12 protein-coding genes, 1 rRNA gene and 1 other RNA gene (1 of these 14 running past the window's edge) are annotated in these 10,318 nt (G+C 46.7%); 11 read left to right on the top strand and 3 right to left on the bottom strand.

All coding sequences use genetic code 11. The features are described from left to right. The 7 genes from rrf to A3IE_RS0109285 form a co-directional block, all read left to right on the top strand. Positions 1-66: ribosomal RNA gene (gene rrf, locus A3IE_RS0109310) — 5S ribosomal RNA — on the top strand (it extends 50 nt beyond the left edge of the window). A gap of 129 nt (positions 67-195) precedes the next feature. Further along, an RNA gene (ffs, locus tag A3IE_RS22460) (signal recognition particle sRNA small type) lies at positions 196-292 on the top strand. Positions 293-323: 31 nt separating this feature from the next. After that, positions 324-1,427 (top strand): DNA polymerase III subunit gamma/tau, encoded by a 1,104-nt coding sequence (dnaX, locus tag A3IE_RS22005; RefSeq protein WP_020395346.1) that lies wholly within the window; start codon positions 324-326, stop codon positions 1,425-1,427. A gap of 197 nt (positions 1,428-1,624) precedes the next feature. Then, positions 1,625-1,981, top strand: a complete 357-nt coding sequence (locus A3IE_RS23320; RefSeq protein WP_157832857.1) for a DNA polymerase III subunit gamma/tau C-terminal domain-containing protein — start codon at positions 1,625-1,627, stop codon at positions 1,979-1,981. Between the two features lie 54 nt (positions 1,982-2,035). Beyond that, on the top strand, positions 2,036-2,371 hold the full coding sequence (locus A3IE_RS0109295) for a YbaB/EbfC family nucleoid-associated protein (RefSeq protein WP_020395344.1): 336 nt from the start codon (positions 2,036-2,038) through the stop codon (positions 2,369-2,371). Continuing rightward, positions 2,372-2,968, top strand: coding sequence for a recombination mediator RecR (gene recR / locus A3IE_RS0109290; protein WP_020395343.1), 597 nt, complete (start codon positions 2,372-2,374; stop codon positions 2,966-2,968). It abuts the gene before it with no gap. Further along, positions 2,968-3,306 (top strand): histidine triad nucleotide-binding protein, encoded by a 339-nt coding sequence (locus A3IE_RS0109285; RefSeq protein ID WP_020395342.1) that lies wholly within the window; start codon positions 2,968-2,970, stop codon positions 3,304-3,306. Before recR ends, A3IE_RS0109285 begins: the two co-directional genes overlap by 1 nt. Positions 3,307-3,373: 67 nt before the next feature. Here A3IE_RS0109285 and A3IE_RS20285 read toward each other — a convergent pair whose 3' ends face one another. From A3IE_RS20285 to A3IE_RS0109270, 3 genes are all read right to left on the bottom strand, one after another. Further along, positions 3,374-3,802 carry a c-type cytochrome gene (locus A3IE_RS20285; protein ID WP_020395341.1) on the bottom strand — a complete coding sequence of 143 codons (429 nt, stop codon included), beginning with the start codon at positions 3,800-3,802 and terminating at the stop codon, positions 3,374-3,376. Positions 3,803-3,999: 197 nt separating this feature from the next. Further along, positions 4,000-4,998, bottom strand: a complete 999-nt coding sequence (locus A3IE_RS0109275; RefSeq protein WP_020395340.1) for a formylglycine-generating enzyme family protein — start codon at positions 4,996-4,998, stop codon at positions 4,000-4,002. A 39-nt stretch (positions 4,999-5,037) separates the two neighbouring features. Further along, positions 5,038-5,940, bottom strand: coding sequence for a LysR family transcriptional regulator (locus A3IE_RS0109270; protein ID WP_020395339.1), 903 nt, complete (start codon positions 5,938-5,940; stop codon positions 5,038-5,040). A gap of 104 nt (positions 5,941-6,044) precedes the next feature. On the opposite strand from A3IE_RS0109270, the gene leuC reads away from it, so the two are divergent. The 4 genes from leuC to A3IE_RS0109250 are packed head-to-tail and all read left to right on the top strand — an operon-like array spanning position 6,045 to position 10,216. Next, positions 6,045-7,448 carry a 3-isopropylmalate dehydratase large subunit gene (gene leuC / locus A3IE_RS0109265; RefSeq protein ID WP_020395338.1) on the top strand — a complete coding sequence of 468 codons (1,404 nt, stop codon included), beginning with the start codon at positions 6,045-6,047 and terminating at the stop codon, positions 7,446-7,448. Next, positions 7,448-8,083 carry a 3-isopropylmalate dehydratase small subunit gene (leuD, locus tag A3IE_RS0109260; RefSeq protein ID WP_020395337.1) on the top strand — a complete coding sequence of 212 codons (636 nt, stop codon included), beginning with the start codon at positions 7,448-7,450 and terminating at the stop codon, positions 8,081-8,083. The genes leuC and leuD overlap by 1 nt, the downstream gene beginning before the upstream one ends. Positions 8,084-8,094: 11 nt before the next feature. Then, a complete protein-coding gene (leuB, locus tag A3IE_RS0109255; RefSeq protein WP_020395336.1) occupies positions 8,095-9,174 on the top strand; it encodes a 3-isopropylmalate dehydrogenase in 1,080 nt (359 codons plus the stop codon). Between the two features lie 22 nt (positions 9,175-9,196). Continuing rightward, positions 9,197-10,216 (top strand): aspartate-semialdehyde dehydrogenase, encoded by a 1,020-nt coding sequence (locus tag A3IE_RS0109250; RefSeq protein WP_020395335.1) that lies wholly within the window; start codon positions 9,197-9,199, stop codon positions 10,214-10,216. The last annotated feature ends 102 nt before the right edge of the window (positions 10,217-10,318 follow it).

Genomic DNA, 10,318 nt, shown 5'->3' with positions numbered 1-10,318 from the left:
AGTGAAACGCGTCATCGCCGATGGTAGTGTGGGGTTTCCCCATGTGAGAGTAGGTCAATGCCAAGCACCCCTTATAAGCCTGTCCACTCAACTGGATGGGCTTTTTATTATGCGCAACCAGTTTGATATAAAAATCCAGCTTGTTCCCACGCATTTTTTTAGCGATAATTTGATGCTTTCCGCAATGGTGACCTGTATTGGTCCTCCCGCGACGATAAATCGTGAACCCCGTCAGGTCCGGAAGGAAGCAGCGGTAGCGATCGATTCGGGCGCCGGGATGTGGCTGGTACAGGTTGCCACCCTCTAAAACATAATTATCCTACATGAGCTATCAAGTCCTAGCGCGTAAATGGCGCCCCCAGAATTTTCAGCAAATGGTCGGGCAAACCCATGTGCTACGTGCGTTATTAACTGCTTTAGACGAGCAACGCCTTCATCATGCTTATTTGTTCACAGGTACACGCGGTGTTGGGAAAACCACGATTGCGCGTATTTTCGCTAAATGCCTAAATTGTGAAACAGGTATTAGTTCTACACCTTGTGGTGAATGCAAAAGTTGTTTAGAAATTGCGTCGGGTAGGCATGTTGATTTAATTGAAGTGGATGCAGCCTCGCGCACTAAGGTCGAAGATACCCGCGAGTTATTGGATAATGTGCAATATGCACCAACACGTGGGCGTTTTAAAATTTACTTGATTGACGAAGTGCATATGTTGTCAGGGCATAGCTTTAATGCGCTTTTAAAAACGCTAGAAGAACCCCCTCCACATATTAAATTTTTATTTGCCACCACCGATCCACAGAAATTACCTATTACCATTTTATCCCGCTGTCTGCAGTTTAATTTGAAGCGGATGCCGGTAGATATGATTGTGGGTCATCTGGCGCATATTTTACAACAAGAGCAAATTACCTTCGCTGAAGCTGCTTTGAAAGTATTAGCCAAAGCGGCTGATGGCTCAATGCGTGACGCCTTAAGCTTGACGGATCAGGCGATTGTTACTGGCGGAGGTGTAATTCGTTTGGAGTCAGTAAATGACATGTTGGGCTTATTGCCCTCCGAATATTTACTCCAATTACTGCAGGCGGTAGTCGCCGAAGATGCGCCACAAGTATTAGCGATTGTTGCGCAGATGGCACAGTTAACCACTGATTTCAGCGCAGCCACCGATAGTTTAATTGCTTTGCTTCATCAAATCGCGGTATTGCAACTGGTGCCGCAAGCGGATGAGCCAGTCTTGACGGCGTTTGCGGAACAAATATCAGCCGCAGATTTGCAGTTGTTTTATCAGCTCGCTTTGCATGGACGCCGCGATTTACCACTGAATCCTGATCCACGCAGTGGTTTTGAGATGCTCTTGCTACGTATGCTGGCTTTTCAATTAGCTGATGCTAAGCCAGCCCAGGCAGTAAAAAAAAACACCTGAATTCAGCACCCTTAGTTGAGCCCCACGTAGCTTTATCTAAAACACCGCCTGCTGAGTCCGTTACTTTTCCAATTTTACCTCAAGCGCGAGTCAGTGCTCAAGCGCTTGATATTCCCGTTGCTGCCCCCATTCTCCCTAAAGAAACAACGCTTCCCATTCAAACTCAAGTAAGTGAAGAAAATGCGTGGCATGGCTTATTGGCTCAACTCGCGTTAAGCGGTATGGCGCAACAATTAGCAGAGCATTGTGTGTTGGACTCAATGACGGATACACAAGTGCGTTTGCTCTTGTTACCGGAAGGGAGCAATTTGCAAACCAGTTTATCGGAACAATCACTCAAACAGGCTTTAGAAAAACATCTAGCGCATCCGATACATTTAACGATTCAGGTACTCGTTTTTACAGAGGAAACGCCTAGTCAGCGCCGTATTCGTATGTTACAAGAGCGGCAACAACTAGCGGAGCAGGTGATTGAGCAAGATGAGTTTGTGCGTGCTTTGCGTGAGCAGTTCGGTGCTGTGATTATTCCAGGGTCGGTTCGTCCACACCCCTAATGCTTAAAAATATAGTAAACTGCCATTTATTTAAAATATTCGAGGAATTAAATCATGTTCAATAAAGCCGGTGGCTTGGGCAACTTAATGAAGCAGGCGCAAAAAATGCAAGAAAATATGCAGCGCGCTCAACAAGAAATTGCTGCTTTGGAAATTACAGGCCAAGCGGGTGGTGGTTTGGTGTCGGTTGTCATTTCAGGCGGCCATGCTTGCAAGCGCGTAACGATTGATCCTTCCTTAATGGTCGCGGAGGAGCGTGATATGTTAGAGGATTTGATTGCGGCGGCCTTTAATGATGCGACCCAAAAATTAGATGCGGAAACGCGTGAGCGCATGGGTGGTGCAACAGCAGGAATGCAATTGCCCCCTGGCTTTAAAATGCCCTTCTAAATGTCTGAATCCTCTTTACTACGAGAGTTAGTTGAAGCATTGCGTTGTTTGCCGGGGGTTGGCGCTCGCACGGCTCAGCGCATGGCGTTTCATTTATTGGAGCATGATCGACTGGGCGGTGAGCGCTTAGCACGGGTCATGCAGGCTGCCATGCAGCATGTCCAGCGCTGTGAGCGTTGTCGAACCTTAACTGAGCAAACCGTGTGTCGTTTATGTGCTAATCCAGCACGGGATGAAGCATCCTTATGTGTCGTTGAACATCCTTCAGACATTGTCGCTTTAGAGCAAGCCACAGCTTATCGCGGTTATTATTTTGTCTTAGGTGGGCGTTTGTCGCCATTGGATGGCATTGGTCCCACTGATATTGGCTTGGATGTGCTGGAAAAGCGTTTGGATGAGGGTAGTGTAAAAGAGCTGATTTTGGCTATCAATTCTACCGTCGAAGGTGAGGTCACGGCACATTATATCAGCAGCTTAGCAGCCAAGCGCCATGTATCAACCAGCCGTATTGCCCATGGTGTGCCGGTGGGCAGTGAGTTGGAATATGTCGACAGCGGAACCTTGTCTCACGCTTTTGAAGGACGGAGAAAATACTGATGAGTGATTGTTTATTCTGCCGTATTGTCGCGGGTGAATTACCCGCAAAAGTCTTATACCAAGATGATGATGTGATGGCCTTCCATGATATTAATCCCCAAGCGCCACTCCATGCCCTCATTATCCCGCGCAAACATATTGCGACTTTGGCGGAATTGCCCGAAGAAGATACCGCATTAGCGGGTAAATTATTTCAAGTGGCTAAGAAACTTGCAGCCGAGCAGGGCTATGCAGAAAGTGGTTATCGCGTCATTATGAATTGTGGTAAGCATGGCGGGCAGGTGGTGTATCACATTCACTTACATTTATTAGCAGGTAAGCAATTGCATGGCTTATAAGCCTTTATTTTATAACTCGCTTTTAAAGAAAGGTTAGCTTTTGGCTAACCTTTTTTGTTGAAGGCTATTACATGGTTGGTTTAGGCTGTTCGGCAGACATACCAGACATACCAGACATACCAGACATACCAGACATACCAGACATACCAGACATACCAGCAGCAGCGGGTGCAGCACTACCTAAGCTTTCTAAGTACTTAGCGATTTTTGCGAACTCTTCGTCACTGACACCGGCCACGATGGCTTTCATGACCGCCGCTTGACCATTGCTGCGCGCCCCGCTTTTAATATCCTTCATTTGCTGTATCGCATATTCAGACGATTGACCTGCTAATTTAGGATAATTCGGTAATAAGGGTTTATCACCGACCTCACCATGGCAGGTAAAGCAGGTTTTGTCTTTATAAAGTTTTGCCCCTTCTGCAAGATCATCGGCATAACTAGCAGCCGTCCAGCTTAACAATACTAAAGTCAAGCAATAAGCTAATTTACGCATAAGTAACACTCCTCACGATCAAAAAAATAGTCCTCTCCCTAGGCTTAGCTTCGCACAAGGTAGAACTGATTGAAATAATTTTACAGCGATAGTTGTGATTAGTTCTGTTTATTTATTGCTCAAGAGATATTAGTTTAAAGGTTCTTCATCAAAACTGTTAGGTGATGATGCTGAGCAAGTTTTATAAAAAACTTAACTTAGTGTTTATCCTTGACGCAACGAAAGCCCACATTACTTAAGCCTGTATCAGGACTAGACTTCATTTTGGCGCTGGGACGGTAACTCGCACAAACTTTCTCATCACATAAAAATGAACCGCCGCGTTGTATGCGTTTCGGAATGGTTGGTTCGTCTGGGTCTAAGCTATTGCTAGGGCCTTGTGGATTAAGGATCGGTGTAGCCTTGGCGCGTTGTGTATAGGTATCCTGTCGATACCAGTCCTGAACCCATTCCCATACATTTCCTGCCATGTCATATAAGCCATACCCATTGGCCGGAAAGGATTTAACAGGGCTAGTGGCGAGATACCCATCTTTGGCGGTATTTTTTACAGGAAATTGGCCTTGCCAGATATTGGCTTTATCTTTTCCAGTGTAAGGATTTTCCTCGCCCCATACATAGGTTTTTTCTGCCAAACCGCCGCGTGCCGCATATTCCCACTCAGCCTCAGTCGGTAAGCGTTTCCCTGCCCATTCACAATAAGCCACTGCATCAAACCATGACACTTGCACCACAGGATGCTGTTCTAAGCCACTTAGATCGCTATTAGGCCCTTTAGGGTGTTGCCAGTTGGCTCCGATGACCCAGTCCCATTGACCAGGTGGATAAGCAAACACAAGCGAACCAGCTTTTAAGAGTTCTGGTGGTGGCTCAGGGGTTCCGATAGGGACTTGCGCCATAATATCTGCTAATGTTGGAGCTTTTTCTGCCGTGGTTAGGTAATGGGTTGTATCGGTAAATGCCTTGAATTGCGTATTAGTGACCTCCGTTTGATCTATCCAAAAGCCATCAACTTTTACCCGATGGACGGGTTTTTCATCAGATCGAGCTAGTGTGGAGTCACTGCCCATTTTGAATTCACCTGCTTCCAACCAAATCATAGCGGCAGGTTTTTGATCGTTAGCGAAGACGCTGCTGTTATAAACAAGATAAAAAGAAATAAGATTCGCTAAGAGTCTTTTATAAGCAATACACATGAAAACTTAGCTCACTATAAGTAAAAAGAAAGTAATCGCTTATCTTGTATTTCGTTCCTGCAAAGGATAGCTGTTTAAACACCCTGCTTCCAAAATCCCCAACATAGCCCGTGCTGCATTAGAGAGCGTGCGCTTGCGATGTGTAATGACACCGAGTTCGCGCTTAAGGGTCAATGGGGTTTCAATACTAACCAGTTTATCATCCAATAGCGTATGCGGTAACAGTGACCAACCAAAGCCTGCGGTCACTAGCATTTTAAGTGTCTCCAACTGATTAGTGGTGATATAAATCTTGAGTTCTGAGCTTAACTGTTGCAGGGCTTGGCTAATAATGTGATAGGTATACGTGTCTTTACTGGGTAAAACGCAGCGGTATTGTACCAAATTTGCCAAGCTAATGGTGCTGGTTTTAGTAAGCGGATGATCAAGAGGGGCAACAATATGTAAGGGGTCTTGCCAAATCACTTGTGCACTCAATTGCTCAGGCAGTTCAGCGGGTAAAGTCGCGATAGCCATTTCCAATTCGCCACGCTCCACCGCTTGACAGGCTTCTTCCGACTCAACAAAGCGCAAGTCTAATTGTACCGCGTGATAACGTTTATTGAATTCGCTTAGCACAGGCGGCAAACGATGCAAACCGATATGGTGACTGGTTCCAAGTGTTAAGACGCCATGTACATCGCCGGATAAGTTGGACGCAAACCGGCGCATATCTTCCATTTCATTGCGTAACGTTTGGGCGCGTGGCAGCAATAAACGTCCGGCCTCAGTCAAACTCACACTGCGATTGATGCGATTAAATAACAGTGTGCCTAATTCTTCTTCCAGTGCAGTAATGCGTTTGCTAATCGCCGGTTGGGTTAAAAATAGAGCTTCTGCGGCGAGCGAAAATGATTGATGGCGTGCCACTTCAATAAAAGCGTTGAGTAAATTCATATCCATGCAAAGATTCTAATATAGAATGCTTTACATGAAAATTATGAATTTTATTCATTCATGAGTCCGTGTTACTGTACAGTTCTTCTTCATTTCCGAGGATTGCGGTGGTGGCAGCTAAAACCCTTTATGACAAAGTATGGGACGCACACGTGGTGCGTCAGGAAGCAGACGGCACTTGTTTGCTTTATATTGATCGGCAGTTGGTTCATGAGGTGACTTCGCCGCAAGCATTCGAAGGTCTCAAGTTAGCGAATCGTCAGCCATGGCGTACCAGCTCTATGTTGGCTGTTCCAGATCACAATATTCCCACCAAAGATTTGGCTAAGGGGATTACAGACCCTATTTCACGTTTGCAAGTGGAAACACTGCATGATAATTGCCGCGAGTTTGGGGTGACCGAGTTTAATATCGGTGATCCACGTCAAGGGATTGTCCATGTTATGGGGCCTGAACAAGGTGCTACTTTACCCGGCATGACTGTCGTTTGTGGCGATTCTCATACCTCGACCCATGGTGCATTTGGTGCTTTAGCCCATGGCATCGGTACTTCTGAAGTTGAGCATGTAATGGCAACGCAGTGTTTGATTCAGAAGAAGATGAAAAATATGCTGATTAGCGTCGATGGAAAGGTGGGCGCGGGCGTGACGGCCAAGGATATCGTGCTGGCGATTATTGGCGAAATCGGTACAGCGGGCGGCACGGGTTATGCGATTGAGTTTGGCGGCGATGCGATTCGTGCTTTAAGCATGGAAGGGCGTATGACGGTGTGCAATATGGCGATTGAAGCGGGTGCACGTGCCGGTATGATTGCGGTAGACGAGACCACCATTCAGTATGTCAAAGGCCGCCCCTATTCACCGAAGGGTGATCATTGGGAGAAAGCGGTAGCGGCATGGCAGGATTTGCATTCCGATGCGGATGCTCAGTTTGATCGTGTAGTGCGCTTGGATGCCGCTAGTATTAAACCTCAAGTGACGTGGGGCACCTCACCAGAAATGGTGTTACCCGTTGATGGCATGATTCCTGACCCAGCTCAAGAAAGCGATCCCGTAAAAGCAGGGGCGATTCGTGCAGCGTTGCAGTATATGGGCTTGCAAGCCAATACACCGATTACGAGCGTCCAAGTTGATAAAGTATTCATTGGTTCTTGCACCAATTCACGTATTGAAGATTTGCGTGCCGCCGCTGCGGTGGCAAAAGGTAAAAAACTAGCTTCTAACATTAAGCTAGCCTTAGTCGTACCAGGGTCGGGTCTAGTAAAGCAACAGGCCGAACAAGAGGGCTTGGATAAAATTTTTATTGAGGCTGGCTTCGAATGGCGCGAGCCGGGGTGCTCCATGTGTCTGGCGATGAATGATGATCGTTTGGAAGCGGGTGAACGTTGCGCCTCTACGTCTAACCGTAATTTTGAAGGACGCCAAGGGCAGGGCGGACGTACTCATTTAGTCAGTCCAGCCATGGCAGCGGCGGCAGCTATTACTGGGCATTTTGTCGATGCGAGGAGCTTATAATGGATCCATTTGTAGTACATACCGGTGTGGTAGTGCCACTCGACCGTCCCAATGTTGATACCGATGCTATTATTCCGAAGCAATACCTCAAGTCGATTAAGCGTACCGGTTTTGGTCCCACTTTATTTGATGATTGGCGTTATAACGAACCCGGTGAACCCGGTATGGATCACAGCAAACGCCAACTAAACAGCGCGTTTGTGTTGAATTTGCCGCGTTATAACCATGCTTCGATATTACTAGGGCGTGAAAATTTTGGTTGTGGCTCATCGCGTGAACATGCGGTTTGGGCACTGACTGATTACGGCATTCGCAGTGTGATTGCGCCAAGTTTTGCGGATATTTTCTTCAATAATAGTTTCAAAAATGGTTTATTGCCGATTGCATTGGATAGTGCAGTAATTGAGCAACTTTTCCGTGAAACGGAAGCGCAACAAGGCTATCAATTGACGGTTGATTTGCCCAATCAGCAGGTGGTAACCCCCAGTGGGCAAACCTTCGATTTTAAAGTGGACGAATTTCGTAAGTATTGCTTAGTGAATGGTCTGGATGATATTGGTTTGACCTTGCGTCATGCGGACGAGATTCGTGCTTATGAAGCGCGTCGCCAACAACAAGCACCTTGGCTGTTTTAATAGAGGATGATATGACAAGCAAGCTATTGATTTTGCCGGGTGACGGCATTGGCCCTGAAATTGTGGCAGAAGCCATGAAAGTATTGAACGTATTCGTGCAAGAAGGCAGTTTTAGCATGGAAACGGAATATGCGCCTATTGGTGGGGCAGGCTATGATGCAGAAGGGCAACCCTATCCAGAAAGTACCCGCCGCTTAGCCAATGCGTCGGATGCTATTTTATTGGGTGCCGTCGGTGGGCCTCAGTACGATAAGCTGGATCGTCCTTTACGTCCTGAGCGCGGTTTATTGGCGCTACGCGCTGATTTAGGCCTATATGCCAATCTGCGCCCCGCTATGCTGTACGAGGAACTAGCCAGTGCTTCTTCGCTCAAGCCAGAATTGGTGGCGAATTTAGACATTATGATCGTGCGCGAATTAACCGGTGATATTTATTTCGGTCAGCCACGCGGTATTGAGACCTTAGCCAGTGGTGAGCGTCGTGGTTTCAATACCATGGTATATACGGAGTCTGAGATAGAGCGTATCGGTCGCACGGCCTTTGATATTGCGATGAAGCGCAATAAGAAATTATGTTCGGTGGATAAGGCCAATGTGTTGGAAGCGACCGAGCTATGGCGTGAAGTGATGATTCGTGTGGGTAAAGATTACCCTGAGGTTGAACTTAGCCATATGTATGTGGATAACGCGGCGATGCAATTAGTCCGTGCCCCCAAGCAGTTTGATGTGGTCGTTACCGGCAATATTTTCGGCGATATTTTGTCCGATGCGGCGGCCATGTTGACGGGTTCGATTGGTATGTTGCCATCCGCTTCCTTGAATGAGTCGCGGGTTGGCATGTATGAGCCTATTCATGGTTCTGCCCCCGACATCGCAGGTAAAAGAATTGCTAACCCCTTGGCAACGATTTTATCGGTAGCCATGATGTTGCGTTATAGTTTGAACCAAGCTGTTTTGGCGGATCGCATCGAAAAAGCGGTGAAAACCGTCCTAACCCAAGGCTATCGTACGGGTGATATTTATACCGAAGGGATGAATAAGGTAGGAACGGCGGCCATGGGCGATGCTGTAGTAGCCGCTTTACGCGCCTAAGTACACAAAGGAAAATCAACGCATGAGCAAAACCTATGATGTAGCTGTGGTCGGTGCGAATAGTCTGGTAGGTGAGGCTATTTTAGCCCAGCTAGCCGAGCGCAAATTTCCCTTAGGTAAAATTTATGCGCTGGATACCGAGAGTGGTACCGACGAAGATGAGGAGGATGTCGATTTTGGGCGTCGTTCTCTCAGCATTGGTGATGTGAGTGCGTTTGATTTTTCTAGCGTACAATTCGCCTTTTTCGCGGCAGATGCGAACATTTCACGCGACTATGCAAGCAAAGCCGCTACATTAGGCTGTAAGGTCATTGATAATACCGCCTTATTTCGTTTAGAGCAGGATGTGCCTCTGGTTATTCCAGAGGTGAATCCTGAAGCGATTCAAGCTGCAAAACGCTCGATTATCGCTACACCCAATCCTTCAAGCGTGCAAATTTTAATTGCGCTAAATGTATTACATGAAGTCGCGCAAATTAAACGTATTAATGTGGTAACCTACCAATCGGTGTCCAGTACAGGACGTCAGGCGGTAGAGGAATTGGCACGCGAAACTATCGCGTTGCTCAACGGTCGTCCCACAAAGCCCCGCGTTTATCCGAAGCAAATTGCCTTCAATGTGTTACCACAAGTAGATGAGCTATTGACCAATGGCTACACCCGAGAAGAAATGAGTTTGGTGTGGGAAATACGCAAAGTTTTGGATAAACCCGACTTATTGATTAATCCTAGTACCGCGCAAGTGCCTGTATTCTTTGGTCATACTAACGTGCTGCATGTGGCGTTTAATGAAGCTATTCATGCTAATACAGCGCGTGAATTATTAAAAAAAGCGCCGAGTGTCGTCGTAGTCGATAAGCAAGAAAATGATGTATATGCAAGCCCTGTGACAGATGCCGTTGGTCAAGATGCTGTATTTATAAGCCGAGTTCACGACGACATATCTACACAATATGGACTAAACTTATGGGTAGTTGGTGACAATGTGCGTAGAGCAGCCTTGAATAGCGTGCAAATTGCTGAACTTTGGATCAAGCATTAAGAACGCTAGCGCATTTGTCCAGAAATTCAGCCCAAATTAATTGCTACCTGCAACAATGAACCAAAAATATTCCAGCTCAATAACCGCTGGTTAATCTGGGGC

Origin of the sequence: Thiolinea disciformis DSM 14473, assembly GCF_000371925.1 — a bacterium.
Taxonomy (GTDB): domain Bacteria; phylum Pseudomonadota; class Gammaproteobacteria; order Thiotrichales; family Thiotrichaceae; genus Thiolinea; species Thiolinea disciformis.
The sequence above is the reverse complement of the archived record's forward strand: the minus strand, read 5'-3'. Positions and strand labels throughout refer to the sequence as shown.